General features: G+C 40.7%; 13 protein-coding genes. 3 read left to right on the top strand and 10 right to left on the bottom strand.

Annotated elements, in window-relative coordinates:
- Positions 1-78: 78 nt before the first annotated feature.
- From RDY04_RS03745 to mecA, 8 genes are all read right to left on the bottom strand, one after another.
- The gene (locus RDY04_RS03745) at positions 79-1725 is read right to left on the bottom strand and encodes a peptide ABC transporter substrate-binding protein (RefSeq protein ID WP_247914116.1); all 1647 of its coding nucleotides are present in this window, start codon (positions 1723-1725) and stop codon (positions 79-81) included.
- 282 nt (positions 1726-2007) lie between these two features.
- Complete coding sequence (sufB, locus tag RDY04_RS03750; protein WP_003095156.1) at positions 2008-3426, bottom strand: Fe-S cluster assembly protein SufB; 1419 nt, start codon at positions 3424-3426, stop codon at positions 2008-2010.
- Between the two features lie 79 nt (positions 3427-3505).
- Complete coding sequence (sufU, locus tag RDY04_RS03755; RefSeq protein ID WP_295494391.1) at positions 3506-3937, bottom strand: Fe-S cluster assembly sulfur transfer protein SufU; 432 nt, start codon at positions 3935-3937, stop codon at positions 3506-3508.
- Positions 3924-5156: a cysteine desulfurase gene (locus RDY04_RS03760; protein WP_303952226.1), complete on the bottom strand. Its 1233-nt coding sequence runs from the start codon at positions 5154-5156 to the stop codon at positions 3924-3926. Before RDY04_RS03760 ends, sufU begins: the two co-directional genes overlap by 14 nt.
- Before the next feature lie 53 nt (positions 5157-5209).
- Complete coding sequence (gene sufD, locus RDY04_RS03765) at positions 5210-6472, bottom strand: Fe-S cluster assembly protein SufD (protein WP_048790376.1); 1263 nt, start codon at positions 6470-6472, stop codon at positions 5210-5212.
- A 36-nt stretch (positions 6473-6508) separates the two neighbouring features.
- On the bottom strand, positions 6509-7279 hold the full coding sequence (gene sufC / locus RDY04_RS03770; RefSeq protein ID WP_002883600.1) for a Fe-S cluster assembly ATPase SufC: 771 nt from the start codon (positions 7277-7279) through the stop codon (positions 6509-6511).
- A 160-nt stretch (positions 7280-7439) separates the two neighbouring features.
- On the bottom strand, positions 7440-8597 hold the full coding sequence (locus RDY04_RS03775; RefSeq protein ID WP_303952230.1) for a glycosyltransferase family 4 protein: 1158 nt from the start codon (positions 8595-8597) through the stop codon (positions 7440-7442).
- Positions 8598-8600: 3 nt separating this feature from the next.
- Positions 8601-9350, bottom strand: a complete 750-nt coding sequence (gene mecA, locus RDY04_RS03780; protein WP_303952232.1) for an adaptor protein MecA — start codon at positions 9348-9350, stop codon at positions 8601-8603.
- Between the two features lie 265 nt (positions 9351-9615).
- Here mecA and RDY04_RS03785 point away from each other — a divergent pair, with 265 nt between their 5' ends.
- A complete protein-coding gene (locus tag RDY04_RS03785) occupies positions 9616-9927 on the top strand; it encodes a DUF3021 family protein (protein WP_303952234.1) in 312 nt (103 codons plus the stop codon).
- A 47-nt stretch (positions 9928-9974) separates the two neighbouring features.
- Here the strand turns inward: RDY04_RS03785 and RDY04_RS03790 are convergent, their stop codons facing one another.
- On the bottom strand, positions 9975-10829 hold the full coding sequence (locus RDY04_RS03790; protein ID WP_295494374.1) for an undecaprenyl-diphosphate phosphatase: 855 nt from the start codon (positions 10827-10829) through the stop codon (positions 9975-9977).
- 202 nt (positions 10830-11031) lie between these two features.
- Here RDY04_RS03790 and RDY04_RS03795 point away from each other — a divergent pair, with 202 nt between their 5' ends.
- Positions 11032-12579 (top strand): ABC transporter substrate-binding protein/permease, encoded by a 1548-nt coding sequence (locus RDY04_RS03795; RefSeq protein WP_303952237.1) that lies wholly within the window; start codon positions 11032-11034, stop codon positions 12577-12579.
- Complete coding sequence (locus RDY04_RS03800; protein WP_002886432.1) at positions 12579-13319, top strand: amino acid ABC transporter ATP-binding protein; 741 nt, start codon at positions 12579-12581, stop codon at positions 13317-13319. The genes RDY04_RS03795 and RDY04_RS03800 overlap by 1 nt, the downstream gene beginning before the upstream one ends.
- A gap of 89 nt (positions 13320-13408) precedes the next feature.
- Here the strand turns inward: RDY04_RS03800 and RDY04_RS03805 are convergent, their stop codons facing one another.
- Entirely contained in the window at positions 13409-15493 is a 2085-nt protein-coding gene (locus RDY04_RS03805; RefSeq protein ID WP_303952239.1) for an SEC10/PgrA surface exclusion domain-containing protein, read from the bottom strand.
- Positions 15494-15581 lie beyond the last annotated feature (88 nt).

Below are 15581 nucleotides of genomic sequence, written 5' to 3' on the forward strand. Positions count from 1 at the left end.
CTTAGTTCATTTTGTGATAAACGTACATACAGTAGCTGATGAATGTTCTACTTTACTCTGTCATTATAATGATAGCAACTATTTATCTTTATAAGCATAGGTGAAGTCAACATCAAGACCAGTTGAGTTACGTACAAGTCCTTTAATTGAAGGATTTTGTAAACCTTTTGTAAATCGGAAGTAAACCGGATTATACATTGCTTCATCATAAAGTGCTTTTTCAGCAGCTTTATAATCATTTGCAGCAGCTGTTGGATCTAATGCATCAGCCGAAATAGCTTTTTCATAGGCTGCATCGTATGTAGAGCTATTTGCCTTACCATAGTTATAAGATGAATTTGAAGTGAACAAGCCATAGAATGTTGATCCTTCTGGATAGTCACCACCCCAATTGACTAGAGCGACATCAAAGTTTTGATTTTTGGTATCTTCAATACGTTGTTTAAATGTCACAAATTTTTCTTCAACAGTCAAACCAGGAAGAGCTTTTTCCCAAGTTTCTTTAATGTAATCAACTGCAGCTTTAGCAGCAGGTGTATCTGAATCTGCTGTAATTGTCAATTTCAAGTCGCTTAAACCAGCTTCAGCAAGACCTTCTTTAAAGAGCTTAGCTGCTTCTTCCTTGTTATAGCTATAGCCAGGTGCCACATATTTAGATAAATCAGTACCATCAGGTAATTTTTCCAATCCAGTAGGTACAAGACTAGTTGCTGGAACTGAACCCGTATCAACCGCAGCTTCGACAATACCTTTACGGTCGGTAGCAAGGTTGAGAGCTTGACGGATTTTAAGATTATCTAGACCTTTAACTTTACCAGTTTCATTATAGGTCATATAAGCTGTTGTTGCTTCTGGAACTGTAACAACATCTTTGTTCTTTTTATTTGAGTTAAAAATTGCTGACGTATTTGAAATATTTGCAAAGTCAAGTTGACCTTGTTTATACATTTGGACAGCTGTATCAGGTTTTTTAACCGTTTGAATATTGATTGTCTTTGTTTTGACATGCTTAGCATCCCAATAATTGTCATTTTTGACAAGCTTGAAGCTACCACTTGTACCATTCCAATTTTCAACTTTAAAAGGTCCAGAATAAATTTGTTTGTCAGACTTCGTTCCATATTGTTTTCCAGCCTTCTCTACAAATTCCTTATGTTGTGGGACAAAGTTTGAGAATGACAAAAGACTCTTGAATTGTGGAGAAGGATTTGACAAGGTAAAGATAACTTTATTTCCCTCAGCCTTAACACCTAATTCATCAACACTCTTCTTACCAGCAATAATGTCTGCAGCATTAACAAGATGAGAATCTGAAGCAAGGTAAGCATACTCAGAAGCTGTAGCAGGATCAACCATACGTTGCCAAGTATAGACAAAGTCCTCAGCAGTAATCTTAGTACCATCTGAATACTTCAAGCCATCTCTAAGAGTCGCTGTATAAGTCAAACCATCGGCTGACACATCAACCTTTTTAGCCAAATCAGGTTGCAACTTCCCATCTTTATCAACACGAAGTAAGTTACTTTCTGAGTTCCCAAGCGCCAAGGCTGAATAGTGATCTGAATTTTTAGAAATATCAAGGGTCAATATTTCAGTAGGGGTGTACCAGTTAATTTCATCTTTACTTGAGGTTGATTTTGAGCCACAAGCAGCAAGAAGTGTTGCAGAAGCCAAAGCAATTACTCCAACAGCTACAATACTCTTAAAGTTACGTTTCTTAATCATAATTATAAGAAGCCTCCTCCAATCAAAAAATTACTTTCGTGTATAATTATACCTTAAAATAGCCTAAAGTAAAGACCTAATTCTGAATAATTCGACAATTCAGTTATTTTGTCTCGAAAAAGACTCGAAATATCCAAAAAATGACGCATCTATAGCCCTTGTCCACTACACATAAACGTTTTACAATCAATCCAAACAAAAAAGGCTAAGAGGTATATCTTAACCTTATAGTATTTTGAACCAATTTCTCAGTTTACTTTGCATTTATACACAAACTTACTCTTACCCAACTGATCCTTCCATTTCATAACTAATCAAGCGGTTAAGCTCAACAGCATATTCCATTGGAAGTTCTTTGGTAAATGGTTCCACAAATCCCATGACAATCATTTCAGTTGCTTCTTGTTCTGAAAGTCCACGGCTCATGAGGTAGTAGAGCTGTTCTTCAGAAATCTTAGAAACTTTAGCTTCGTGTTCAAGCGCAACTTGTGAATTGTGGATTTCGTTGAATGGGATAGTATCTGATTTAGACAAATCATCCATCAAGATGGTGTCACATTCAATGTGAGATACCGATTTCTTAGAATCTTTGTTGAAAGTGACTTGCCCACGGTAGTCAACCTTACCACCATTACGAGCGATTGATTTAGAAACAATAGATGATGATGTGTGCGGTGCATTGTGAATCATCTTAGCCCCTGTATCTTGGTGTTGACCTGCATTGGCAAAGGCAATTGAAAGCATGGTACCACGCGCACCTTCCCCATCAAGGTAAACAGATGGGTACTTCATGGTTACTTCAGCACCCAGGTTACCATCAATCCACTCAACAGTTGCGTTTTTCTTAGCCGTAGCACGTTTAGTTACCAAGTTGTAGACGCTATCTGACCAGTTTTGGATAGTTGAGTAGCGCATGTAGGCACCATCAAGTGCAAAGATTTCAACGATGGCCGCATGAAGGCTTGCCGTTGTGTATGTTGGCGCTGTACATCCTTCAACATAGTGAACGCTGGCACCTTCATCAACGATGATAAGGGTACGTTCAAACTGGGCAGTTGCTTCGTTGTTAATACGGAAGTAAGTTTGAAGCGGAATATCTACCTTAACACCTTTTGGTACATAGATAAAGGTACCACCTGACCAGAAGGCTGAGTTAAGGGCAGCAAATTTGTTATCTGTTGGTGGAACCAGTTTTGAGAAGTACTTCTTGAAGAGCTCTGGATGCTCTTTAAGGGCTGAGTCTGTATCTGTAAAGATGATACCCAACTTGTCATACTCTTCTTTCATATTGTGGTAGACCACTTCTGATTCATACTGAGCTGAGGCTCCAGCAAGATAAGCACGCTCTGCTTCTGGGATACCGATACGTTCGAAAGTTTCCTTGATTTTCTCAGGAACATCTTCCCAGTCACGAGCAGGTTTGTCTGATGCTTTTTGGAAATAAGTCAAATCATCAAAGTTGAGGGCAGAAAGATCTGGCCCCCACTCTTGCATGGCCATTTTGTTAAAGGTTTCCAATGATTTCAAGCGGAATTCAAGCATCCACTCAGGCTCCCCTTTTTCAGCAGACATGGCACGAACCACGTCTTCACTGATTCCTTTTCCTGTTGAAAAGACTGGTGTCACATCATCATGGAAACCGTATTTATATTCTCCCAAATCAATGGGTTTTGGTTCTACTTTTTCATTTGTTTCAGTCATAGTATTTTCCTTTATTAAAGGTTTGATTAATTTTCTTTATTTAAGACTTGAGCAAAGAGGATAATTACTCCATTGCCTCCTAGAGCTCACTTCTCTCTATAGCCTTTTTAAGGGCATTCCAAGAGAGCGTTGCACATTTGATACGTTGTGGAAATTTAGAGACCCCCGCCAAGAGCTTGGCTTCGCCTAGCTTATCTTCATCTTTATGTTCCCCTTGAATCATAAGAGAGAAAATCTCCGCTAGTTCCAAAGCCTCTGCCTTGGTTTTTCCAATAACTGCATCCGTCATCATACTTGATGAAGCTGTAGAAATGGTACAACCATCACCAGCAAAGGCAATGTCTTCAATCACGTCACCATCAAATTTAACTGACAGATTGATAACATCTCCACAAGTCGGATTATTCAGTTGAAGTTGCTCCACATCAGGTAGAACACCATGATGGTGAGGGCTCTTAGAGTGATCGGCCACAACAGCCATATATAAACTATCTAGTCTAGAGAGTGCCATTGAAAAACTCCTTCGTCGCAAGAATTGCCTCTACAAGCTTATCGCAATCCTCTTTGGTATTGTAAATATAGAAGCTTGCTCGGGCAGCTGATGAGATTCCTAAATGATTAATTAAAGGCTGAGCACAGTGGTGACCTGCACGCACTGCTACTCCTTCATAATCAAGAGCTGTCGCCACATCATGAGGATGAAGCCCGTCAATATTAAAGGCAATAACACCTGCATGCTGGCTAGGATCCTCTGGACCATAGACTGTCAATCCCTCAATCTCTTGAAGTTTAGGCAATACATAGTCTACTAACTCCTGCTCGTAAGCATGAATATTTTCCATGCCTAAAGCAGAGAGGTAGTCTACAGCAGCACCAAGAGCAATAGCCCCCGCAATGTTAGGTGTACCAGCCTCAAATTTCCAAGGCAGTTCCTTCCAAGTGGCTTCCTGTTCATAAACGAAATCAATCATCTCACCACCAAATTCGATAGGATTCATCTGGTTGAGAATCTCTTCCTTGCCATAGAGGACCCCAATCCCTGTTGGGCCTAACATCTTATGTCCAGAAAGGGTGAAGAAATCACAATCCAAATCCTGAACATCAGTAGTCATGTGGGGCGTCGATTGGGCACCATCCACCACCATATAGGCACCAACTTGGTGGGCAAGCTTGGCAATTTCTTTGACAGGATTGATGCAGCCTAAAACGTTAGAGACCTGAGCTAGGCTGACAAATTTTGTCTTTTCAGTAATCTTGTTGGCCAAATCTTCCATATCCAATTGGCCATCTTTCAAGTAGGCATAAACAAGTTTAGCCCCCGTCTTCTTACAAGCTTCCTGCCAAGGTATGATATTCGAGTGGTGTTCCATAATTGAAATAACTACCTCATCTCCTGGCTCAAGAACCTGCTCTGCAAAACGACCAACCCAGTTAAGACCAGTTGTCGTTCCACGTGTAAAGAGGACCTCTTTGGTTGATTTCGCATTGATAAACTGACGAAGCTTTTCACGACTAGCTTCGTAAGCAGCTGTTGCACGCTCAGCCAAGGTATGTACACCACGATGAACATTGGCATTGTCCTCATGATAGTATGCCATGAGAGTGTCCAAAACTACTTGAGGCTTCTGTGTCGTTGCTGCATTATCCAAGTATACCAAAGGTTCATCATTAACTACCTGATCTAAAATGGCAAAACCTTGTCGAATCTTATAGGCATCTAAAGCTGACATCTTATCTCCCTATCTAGATATATCATAGGTTAGACTATCTGCATCGATAGTTCCTAACGTTTATTTAATTTTGTATCAGTTACAGAAATCATTTCATCGCGTACTTCTTTAACTGGAATTTCGGTAATAACCGCTCCCAAGAAACCGCGAATAACCAAGCGTTCTGCAGTGTCTTGATCAAGTCCACGACTCATGAGGTAGTACATATCCTCTGGATCCACTTGACCGATTGAAGCAGCGTGTCCTGCTGTAACTTCATTTTCATCAATCAAAAGGATTGGGTTCGCATCTGAACGGGCCTTATCAGAAAGCATAAGAACACGGCTTTCTTGTTGTGCATCAGCACCCTTAGCACCTTTGACAATGTGACCAATACCATTGAAGGTCAAAGTACCACGTTCCAAAATAACACCATGTTGTAGGATGTGTCCCACAGAGTTGTTACCATAGTTCGTCACACGAGTATCAATCCCTTGCACCTGACGACCTGATGAAAGACCAATAACTTTAAGGTTGGCATGACTTCCATTGCCAATCAAGTCGCTATCAAAGTCAGCAATAACATTGCCCTCGTTCATGATGCCGAGAGCCCAGTCAATGCTTGCATCACGACCGATACGACCACGACGACTAATATAAGTTGTGACATTTTCACCCAAACGGTCAATAGCCGCAAACTTAACTTGTGCACCATCTTGAGCAATAACTTCCACAGAAATGTTGGCACTAGCTTTTTCAGTCGCTTCACCTAGCGTTTCAAAACGCTCAAGGTAAGTCAATTTACTGTTTTTACCAGCTACAATCAAAACGTGCTTGTTAAATGGCACATTTGAAGTTCCATCTTGGTAAAAATAGCTTTCAACTGGCAAGTCAATTTCAACATTATCTGGTACATAAAGGACTGCTGCACTATTGAAATAGGCATAGTTATAAGCTGCCAATTTGTCCTCATCGTAGGCTACAGCCTTTCCAAAGAAGGCTTCAACGACTTCTGGGATTTCTTCAAGAGCAGTGGTAAGGTCTGTGAAGACCACACCTTGGCTAATCAAGTCAGCTGGCAATTGTTCAAGAACAGTATTTGTTCCTACTTGGACCAATTTAGGGTTGTTTCCAAGTGCTGTAAAATCAGGCACATTTGCTGATGGTTCATTTTCAGTAATCGTTCCATCACCGAGATTCCAACGGTGGAATTTAACACGCTCAATTTTTGGAAGAGCCAAACTTTCAAGCTTATCAAAAGCTGCTTGACGAAGGTCTTGCAACCAGAGTGGCTCTGCTTTTGCTTGTGAAAAAGCGATAATAGATTCTTTTGACATAGGTTACTCCTTTTCTAGTTATTTTGAGTAACAGACTTACGCTTCTTCGTGGTACTCGTAACCGAGCTCTTCAGCGATTTTCGCATAACCTTCTTGCTCAAGACGAGCAGCCAATTCAGGGCCGCCTGAAAGAACTACTTTACCTTCCATCATTACGTGTACAACATCTGGAGTGATATAGTTCAAGAGACGTTGGTAGTGAGTGATAATCATAGCACCGAAGCCTTCGCCACGCATAGCGTTAACCCCTTTTGAAACCACTTTAAGAGCATCAATATCAAGACCTGAGTCAATCTCGTCAAGAAGAGCAAACTTAGGTTCCAACATAAGCAACTGAAGAATTTCGTTACGTTTTTTCTCACCACCTGAGAAACCTTCATTAAGGTAACGCTCAGCCATTTCTTCACGCATACCAAGCAATTCCATCTTTTCATCCAATTTAGTGATGAAATCAAGAACAGAAATCTTTTCGTCATCTTCTTTACCAGCGTTCATAGCCGCACGGATGAACTCAGCATTTGTGATTCCTGGGATTTCAGCTGGGTATTGCATAGCAAGAAAAAGACCTAGGCGTGCACGTTCGTCAACTTCCAAATCAAGGATGCTTTCGCCATCGAAAAGGATGTCCCCTTCTGTGATTTCATAGTTTGGGTTACCCATGATAGCAGCTGAAAGGGTAGATTTACCAGTTCCGTTAGGCCCCATGATAGCAGCAATCTCACCAGTTTTAAGAGTCAAATTAAGACCCTTCAAAATTTCTTTATCTTCAACAGAAACATGAAGATTTTTGATTTCAAGTACAGACATTGTATACTCCTTTTCCATATATACAGCGAGCAGGTACTCGCTAATTTGCATTATTTTTGAAAATAGCAAAACTATTTTTCCGGAAAATAAAAAGAGAATTTCCATTTTCCTTAATTAGAATCATTATAACAAAAAAGCCATTGCTTGGCTTTTCAAATGTTTATTTTTTTCGACCTTGCTTCCATTTCAACATGATTGCTTGGCGATAATCACTATTCCCGATAAATTTTAAGAAATTGAAGAGAGGTGTTCGACCAACGCCCCAAATCTCAAGCCCTTCAATCAGAATTTCCATTCCCAAAATCAAACTCAGAAGTAGGAGAATACCACCGAGACGACTGGAAACATTTAACAAGAGGGCAACCAATGAAAAGAGGATAGCGATGGCATAAACCACCAGAACTGCTCCTCGATGAGTGAACCCCATAGCTAAAAGGCGATGATGCAAGTGCATCTTGTCAGCCTCCATGGCTGGGCGCCCTGACAACTTACGGCGGACAATGGCTACCACCGTATCAGCAATAGGCACCCCCAGGATAATAACAGGTGACAAAATAGCTACTGCTGTCGCATTTTTCAGTCCTTGCAATGACAAGACGCCTATCATAAAGCCGATAAAGAGCGCCCCCGTATCACCTAGATAGATAATCGCTGGATGATAATTGTAAGGGAAGAAGCCCATAATGGCAGCCACTAAGACAAAGATGGTCATGGTCAAGAAAATATCAGTATCATAGAGGAAGAAATAAGAAATCACCCCCATAGTCATTAGGGAAATGATAGAAACGCCTCCGACCAAGCCATCCAAACCGTCAATCAGATTAATGGCATTGGTGATGGCTGCAATCCATAATACCGTTAAAATCAAGGTCAAGACTGGCCCAAACTGAATCATGGGCCCGCCAAAAGGTATCTTAAAGCTATCAAATCGAAAATCCGTAAAAGCCCAAACAATGACAGCTCCAATAACAATACCGAGCATCTTAGGCAAAGGTTTTAATTCAAAGATATCATCAATGAAACCTGTCAATGCCACAATAGCACCACCCACAACAACCGGTAAGATGTATCTTAAATAAGAAATATGCCAGACATCCTTCTGAATAATCATAGGCATAAATACCAAGGTTGCCAGTACAAAGGCCAAGAAAATAGCTAGACCACCAGCACTCGGCATTGGCTTTTTATTGATACGTCTTGCATTTGGATTATCAACCGCTCCAACTCGAAAGGCCAAAGAGCGAACCAAAGGGGTCGTCACAATGGCAATCAAAAAGGTCCCAATCAAGACAAAGATATAATTAATGGTCCAAGGCATGTCCTAGCTCCATTTCGTTGCTTGTAGTACCGGTAAGGCGTCCTCTTCCATCAAGATTGTTGCATGCTCTTGTAGGTAGGCACGTGTTCGGTCTGCCACATTCGCATATTCAAGAAAACGCGCATACATATTGTTCGCGTAATAATCAGGCTCATCAGCCAAGTAAAGAAGGATCGTCATGTAATAGACATCCCCAAGTTTATAAAGTTCAGAACCCTCCACTGGCACATCCTTCAAACCTTGCGTAAAGGTTACTACTTGATCAAAGTCAGAGAAAGCCAAGACATAGTGAGTATAATCTTCACGAATAGTTTCCTCAACCACTTCCTTAGCCGGCTCTGTCATAGTCTTATCAACCTCTTCCAAGGCCTTTTCAAGCTCTTCGAGCTTATGGTGGGCTTCAATATCTCCCTTATCCATAAAGTTACCTTCAAGAGCTTTGAGGAATTCTTCTGGAGAAAGTCCTGAATAGTCATCCATATCTGACAAATCATTGAAATCAAGGTCTTCCTTAAGGTCTGATTTAGTCACAAAGACATCCACACGATCCTTGCGTGGCGTGACACGGAAGCTCAGCATCCCACTATTTTTAAAGTTATCAGGCAAGTCCAACTCATCCATGACAGTATAGAAAAATTCCTCTGTTTTTTCCTGGGGAATCAAGAAATCTTTCAGCTCCATACCATGTTCTTCAAGATCTTCCATGGTAATCATGATTTTTAGAGTTGTCTCGCTTATTTGTTTCATTTCCATATGTAAAAACCTCGCACGAGTAGTTATTTCATTATACTAGAAAAGCAAAGAGATAGCAATTTCTGAACAAGTTTAGGTCTTATTTTAGGAAGCTTTTCTAAAAATTCTCTAATGCTAGCAAAGACTTGAATTTTCCTATTTATAGCCGTCAGCTATCCTAGAAAAGAGTAAAATAAAAGTGGATATGTAGTTGGAGGTGACAACCATGACTGCCTATAAAAAAGGATGACTTCGAACTAGCAATACTGCAAGAATAACGAATTTTTTGACGCTCTTTCTCTACTTATCAGAACAACCTCATCAAATAAACAAATCTACCTTTCTTACAGGATTGATATTTGCCATCATACTGGAAACTGCATCCATTTACGACGATAACCATTTGACACTCCGACAACAATCACTCCTCCACCTCTCAATCATGTATGTTACCATCCTTTCAATCCTCTGTTTATCTGGATGGCATCCCTTGCATAATATCGTAGACTTATTGAAAATTCTTTCCGGTTTCTTAACTTGCGGACTGGTCCTTTGGACACTAGCTTATCTTATCTTTGGAAAACTTCTCAATAAATAATCTCTAAACCAGATAAAAAGGACTTCAATCGAAATCCTTTCAATTTTTTATCCAAAAATAAGTTTAACAGCTCCATAGAAAAGCACAATGATACCGAGTACGATACGGTATTTTCCAAAAACAGTGAAATCGTGTTTCTTAATATAGTTCATCAAGAAGCGAATCACAAATAGGCTGACAAGAAAGGCTGTCACACTAGCTACCAATAGAATGGCCACTTGTCCACCAGTCAAGGTGTTCCCATCAATAAAATACTTAACTGCCTTAAGCCCACTATAACCAAACATCGTTGGAATACCAAGGAAGAAGGTGAAGTCAGCTGCTACGCTACGACTAGTACCAACGATGATTCCCCCAAGAATAGTAGCACCTGAACGACTAGTCCCTGGAATGATACTCAAGACTTGGAAAAGACCAATATAGAAAGCTGTCTTGTAAGACATACGTGCCAAGTCCGTTACCTTAGGCTCTACACGTCGATTGCGATCCTCAATCCAAATAAAGGCAATCCCATAGACTACCAACATGATAGCTACAACAAGAAAATTACTGAGATGAGCTTCCATCCAATCATCTAAAAGAAGACCAAAGAAGGCTGAAGGAATACAGGCAATGACCACCTTGAGCCAAAGTTGCCAAGTCAATTGCACTTCACGTGCTGTCTTACCAGGTTGGAAGGGATTCAAACGTTTAAAGTAGATGACCATAACTGCTAGAATAGCCCCAAGCTGAATCACAATATTAAACATATCAATGAAATCTTTACTTTGTCTTAAGTTCAAGAATTCATTAACCAAGATCAAATGACCTGTTGATGAAATGGGTAACCACTCAGTGATCCCTTCGACAATCCCAAGAAAGACTGCCTTCAGTAATTCAATAATATACTGTGCCGTTTGCATAATTATCTCCGTTTTTAAATGTTAGCCTTATCACATCAACAATGAATAAGACTCCAAATCGTCCTTCCCATTATATCAAATTAGCAACTGTATTTAAAGACAATCCTGATATACAGTTTTTTCTAGCATCAACTTATTGTCATCAGTCTCAATTTCCTGTAAAATAGTAAGGAATGACATTTTTATAGGAGACATTGTTTCAATGAAAAAAATTATTGTAGCCTGCTTTGCAGCGCTCCTCCTCGTTTTTGGTGGGGTGTCAAGCGCTCAAGCAAACGAGTATCTCCGTGTCGGTATGGAGGCTGCCTATGCACCTTTCAACTGGACGCAGGACGATGACTCAAACGGAGCCGTTCCAATCGAAGGTACTAAACAGTATGCCAACGGTTACGACGTGCAAATCGCTAAAAAAATCGCTGAAGCTCAAGGGAAGAAACCCTTGGTGGTTAAAACAGCTTGGACAGGTTTGATTCCTGCCCTCACTTCCGGCAAGATCAATATGATTATCGCAGGTATGAGCCCAACAGCTGAACGTCGTCAAGAAATTGACTTTTCAGATAGCTACTACCGAAGCGAACCTGTCATGGTTGTCAGCTCAGATGGTGATTATGCCAACGCTAAGACTCTCAAAGACTTCAAGGATGCTAAAATCACAGCTCAACAAGGGGTTTATCTCTATAATTTGATTGACCAAATCCCAGGTGTTAGCAAACAAACCGCTATGGGAGACTTCGGTGCTATGCGCCAAGCCCTTGCATCTGGTATCATCGATGGTTATGTTTCAGAGCGTCCTGAAGCAAAAACTGCCGAAGAAGCTAGCTCAAAATATAAGATGATTACGCTTAAAGATGGTGGTTTCCAGGTTTCAGACGATGACGTCTCCTTGGCCGTCGGTCTTCGCAAAGGAGACAGTCAGCAAATGGAACAAGTCAATAAGGTCCTTGCTGGAATCAGCCAAGAGGAACGTGTCAAACTGATGGATCACATCATTGACATCCAACCTGCAGATAAGACTGATGAGGCTAAAAAAGGAAACTTCTTTAGTCAGATGAGCACTATCATCGCTAAGAACTGGCCACAATTCCTACGTGGTACAGGAATTACCCTTCTTATCTCAATTATCGGTACAGTTGTGGGTACTTTCATCGGTCTTATGATTGGTGTTTACCGCACAGCTCCTAAGGCTGCTAATAAATTTGTAGCCTTGCTCCAAAAACTCTTCGGTTGGGTGCTTAATGTCTATATCGAAGTTTTCCGTGGTACGCCAATGATTGTACAATCTATGGTTATCTACTACGGTACTGCCCAGGCTTTTGGTATCAATATTGACCGTACCCTAGCAGCTGTCTTCATCGTTTCTATCAACACTGGAGCCTACATGAGTGAAATCGTTCGTGGTGGTATCTTCGCTGTAGATAAAGGACAATTTGAAGCTGCTACTGCTCTTGGATTTACCCACGGTCAAACCATGCGTAAGATTGTTCTTCCACAGGTTATCCGTAACATCTTGCCAGCTACTGGTAATGAGTTCGTTATCAATATCAAGGATACCTCTGTTTTGAACGTTATCTCTGTTGTGGAACTTTACTTCGCAGGTAACACTGTCGCAAGCCAAACCTATCAATACTTCCAAACATTCTTTGTTATCGCAGCAATCTACTTTGTTCTTACCTTCACAGTGACACGCATCTTGCGTTATGTAGAACGCCGTTTGGATCAAGATACTTACACACAAGGAGGGGTTCACTAATGACTGAGACGATTTTAGAAATTAAAAACCTCAAAAAATCATACGGAAAAAATGAAGTCCTCAAAGATATCTCCCTCAGCGTCAAAAAGGGTGAGGTTATCTCAATTATTGGTTCTTCAGGTTCAGGGAAATCAACCTTCCTTCGCTCTATTAACCTACTCGAGTCACCTTCAGGTGGTGAAATCCTCTATCATGGGGACAACGTCCTTGAAAAAGGTTACGACCTCACTACCTATCGTGAAAGACTCGGTATGGTTTTCCAATCCTTCAACCTCTTTGAAAACCTTAATGTTTTGGAAAATGCTATCGTAGCTCAAACAACCGTTCTCAAACGTGACCGTAAAGAAGCTGAAAGCATCGCCAAAGCTAACTTAGAGAAAGTTGGTATGGGGGAACAGTACTGGAAAGCTAAACCAAAACAACTTTCAGGGGGACAAAAACAACGTGTGGCCATTGCACGTGCCCTCTCTGTTGATCCAGAAGCCATCCTCTTTGATGAGCCAACTTCAGCCCTTGACCCAGAAATGGTAGGAGAAGTACTCAAGACTATGCAGGAGCTATCTGAAACTGGTTTGACCATGATTATCGTTACCCATGAAATGGAGTTCGCACGTGATGTTTCAGACCGTGTCATCTTCATGGACAAAGGGGTAATCGCTGAACAAGGTAGCCCAGAACAAATCTTTGAAAATCCTAAAGAAGAACGTACCAAGGAATTCCTCAAACGTTTCTTGGGTTAAAAACGAAAAAGTTAAGGTTTCGGCCTTAACTTTTTTAGATTCTCAAACATATAAAAAAACGGCAACTGCCGTTTTTTTGTCTATAATGATTAATTACGACGTGTACGTCTGTCAACGAAACCAAGGAAAGCCAATAGTGTCATGAAGAGACCTACAAGACTGAATCCTGCTGCAGTTGACTCACCTGTTTCTGGCAAGCTATCTGCTTCTTGTACAGGAGCTTGTTTCTCAGCTTTTGTTTGACCATAATTTACAGGAACTTGCGCTACAGTTTGAGCTGCTTGTTCTTGTGTTGTGAGAGCAACAACTTTACCATCTACATCATAAATTGACACTGGTGTAAGACCTTTAGATGTGATTTTAGCAAACTCTTTAGACAATTGTGTTTGACGTTCTTTGTCTGCTTTAGCTTTCATATAGTTATCAAAGGCAGTTTGAACAGTCGTGTATTCGCTCGTTAATTTATCACGCTTAGCTGACAATTCAACAAGTTTCGCACATTCAGTTGAAAGAGCACCTTTAGCTGCAGTAAGTTTAGCAAAGGCTATTGCACGTTCTGCTTTAGCCTTTGCTAGGTTAGCTGAAGCATTTGTAAGGGCGGCTACACGATTCTTAGCAAAAGCCAAAGCTTGGTTAGCTTGTTTCAAGGCTGCTTGTTTTTCAGAAAGGTTAGTCTGAGCAGCTGCCAACTTGCTTGCAGTCGCTTTAAGAGCTGTAAGTTCTGACTGAGTATTTTTAAGTTTCAGAGTTGCTGATTCAGAAGCAACTTTCTTGCTAGCCAAGTCACTTTGAGCTTGATCGTTAGCTTGCTTAGCAGTTTCATAAGCTACTTTTGCAGCTGCTAGATTTGCATTTGAAGATGGCTGAGATTGGCTACCTTCATATGGGTTGGCAATCTTAGTTGTGTCAAAACTACTATCAAAAGAGATAGAATTTTCATTGATATTGTTTACGTGGACATTAAAGGCGCCAGCAACTACACTGAGATCAGTACCAATGTATGTTTCGCCACCATCAGATGTAAGTCCAGCAATAGAACGGGCGTGGTTCCACTCCTGACCATTAAACATGAAGTCAAGCATAGCTTCATAGATATACTCCTTAATCTGGTTAAGAGTAAATGGTCCTGTCAAACCTTGCCAAGTATTAAGATTTTCACCAATATTTACAGTATTAAATGACTTACCAGCACAGGCAAGAGCAGCACTATCGTGTCTACGGTTACTGATAGATTCCCAACCCCAGTTATCTGCCACATAGCCATCTGTAACGCGGTCTGTTGCCATAACACTACCTTTTGATACAGACGTTTCAGTTGTACCAAAAGCTGAACGGATTTGGTTAATCAAGCTTGAAGTATACAATGACAAATCTGTAATTTGAGCTTCGCTAAGCTTGTTCAAGTCGCTGATTGTAATGTTTTTATCCGCTTCATTATCTTGGTATTTATTGTTTTCACGATCACGTTTGTTAACATCCTTCAAGGTTTGTTCAGCTTGATATTTTTCTTCTGCAGTTGATGTTTTTGACTCATAAATCTTAAGAGCACTGATGTACTCTGATGATACTGTGAATTTTTGGCGAATATTAGTTGTTGAAGCTTCTGCTTTTTTCTTAGCTGCTTCAGCAGCAGCAAGAGCGACTGCCTTTTCATTCGCTACTGTTTGTGCAGTTTCATAGGCTGCTTTAGCTTGGTTAGCAGCATTTTGATCTGCAGTCAATTGCTCTTCTTTAGATGAAATAGCAGTAGCTTTTTCCTTATAAGCTGCCTGAGCGGCTGCCAATTCTTCTTGGGCTTTTTTCTCAGCTGCATTTTCAGCTCTGGTTACTTGACCTTGAGCTACAGCAATGTCTTCTAGACTTGCTTCATAGGCTGCTGTTTGTGCCTCTTGCAAGTTAGCATCTGCAGTCGCTAAGTTTGCTTTAGCCTGATTGATAGTCTCTTCGTGATTAGCGACTACTGACTCTTGATGCGATACCGCTTGACTTGCAGCATTTGCTTGTTCCCTAGCCGTTTCTACTTGTGATTGAATTGGGATAGCTTGTGTAGCTGTCGATGACACTGATGCTGTTGTTGAAACTTGACCATTTGTCGTTACCTCATCAGCTTTAGCAACTGAAGCAGAAACTGCAAGTGCTGCAATTCCAGCTGTCGCCAAAACCTTTTTATTCATAAGACGAACTCCTTTTTTATTAAAAATCACTACCATATAATAATATTTTAAGAGTATGAAGACAGGATGCTATCTTCTAATTTTTTAA

Origin of the sequence: uncultured Streptococcus sp., assembly GCF_902463925.1 — a bacterium.
GTDB lineage: Bacteria > Bacillota > Bacilli > Lactobacillales > Streptococcaceae > Streptococcus.

Excerpts from the sequence above, each read along its gene's own strand:
- RDY04_RS03745 (WP_247914116.1), bottom strand. The coding sequence starts at position 1,725 with ATGATTAAGAAACGTAACTTTAAGAGTATTGTAGCTGTTGGAGTAATT.
- sufB (WP_003095156.1), bottom strand. The coding sequence starts at position 3,426 with ATGACTGAAACAAATGAAAAAGTAGAACCAAAACCCATTGATTTGGGA.
- sufU (WP_295494391.1), bottom strand. The coding sequence starts at position 3,937 with ATGGCACTCTCTAGACTAGATAGTTTATATATGGCTGTTGTGGCCGAT.
- RDY04_RS03760 (WP_303952226.1), bottom strand. The coding sequence starts at position 5,156 with ATGTCAGCTTTAGATGCCTATAAGATTCGACAAGGTTTTGCCATTTTA.
- sufD (WP_048790376.1), bottom strand. The coding sequence starts at position 6,472 with ATGTCAAAAGAATCTATTATCGCTTTTTCACAAGCAAAAGCAGAGCCA.
- sufC (WP_002883600.1), bottom strand. The coding sequence starts at position 7,279 with ATGTCTGTACTTGAAATCAAAAATCTTCATGTTTCTGTTGAAGATAAA.
- RDY04_RS03775 (WP_303952230.1), bottom strand. The coding sequence starts at position 8,597 with ATGCCTTGGACCATTAATTATATCTTTGTCTTGATTGGGACCTTTTTG.
- mecA (WP_303952232.1), bottom strand. The coding sequence starts at position 9,350 with ATGGAAATGAAACAAATAAGCGAGACAACTCTAAAAATCATGATTACC.
- RDY04_RS03790 (WP_295494374.1), bottom strand. The coding sequence starts at position 10,829 with ATGCAAACGGCACAGTATATTATTGAATTACTGAAGGCAGTCTTTCTT.
- RDY04_RS03795 (WP_303952237.1), top strand. The coding sequence starts at position 11,032 with ATGAAAAAAATTATTGTAGCCTGCTTTGCAGCGCTCCTCCTCGTTTTT.
- RDY04_RS03800 (WP_002886432.1), top strand. The coding sequence starts at position 12,579 with ATGACTGAGACGATTTTAGAAATTAAAAACCTCAAAAAATCATACGGA.
- RDY04_RS03805 (WP_303952239.1), bottom strand. The coding sequence starts at position 15,493 with ATGAATAAAAAGGTTTTGGCGACAGCTGGAATTGCAGCACTTGCAGTT.